At 65.9% G+C, this 602-nt stretch carries 1 protein-coding gene; it reads left to right on the top strand.

Annotation, left to right across the window (positions count from 1 at the left end):
- Nucleotides 1-602: aminotransferase class I/II-fold pyridoxal phosphate-dependent enzyme (locus tag QM467_RS19815; protein WP_283368055.1), on the top strand; the 602-nt coding region annotated here is incomplete at both ends.

Below are 602 nucleotides of genomic sequence, written 5' to 3'. Positions count from 1 at the left end.
GCCCTGGTCTTCACCTCGGGCTGGATTTCCAATCTCGCCGCCATTTCGACCATCGCCGACCTGCTGCCGAACTGCCTGATCCTGTCCGACGCGCTCAATCATAATTCGATGATCGAGGGCGTGCGCCGCTCCTCCGCCGAGCGCAAGATCTGGCGCCACAATGACGTCGCCCATCTCGAGGAGCTGCTCGCGGAACAGCCGCTGGAGCGCGCCAAGCTGATCGTGTTCGAGAGCCTCTATTCCATGGACGGCGACATTTCGCCGATCAGGGAAATCTGCGACCTCGCCGAAAAATACAACGCCATGACCTATATCGACGAGGTCCATGCGGTCGCCATGTATGGCGCGCGCGGCGGCGGCGTCGCCGAGCGCGAAGGCCAGATGCACCGCATCGACGTGATCGAGGGCACGCTCGCCAAGGGCTTTGGCGTGATCGGCGGCTATATCGCCGCCTCGCCGGCGATCTGCGACGCCGTGCGCTCCTTCGCCCCGAGCTTCATCTTCAGCACCGCCCTGCCGCCGGCCGTCTGCGCCGCCGCCGCGCAATCGGTGCGCATCGCCAAGACCCGCCCGGAACTGCGCATGGCCCACCAGCGCCAGGC

Origin of the sequence: Rhodoblastus sp. 17X3, from assembly GCF_030056575.1 — a bacterium.
Classification (GTDB): Bacteria; Pseudomonadota; Alphaproteobacteria; order Rhizobiales; family Beijerinckiaceae; genus Rhodoblastus.
Note: the sequence above shows the minus strand (reverse complement) of the source record. Positions and strands in the feature narration are given on the sequence as shown.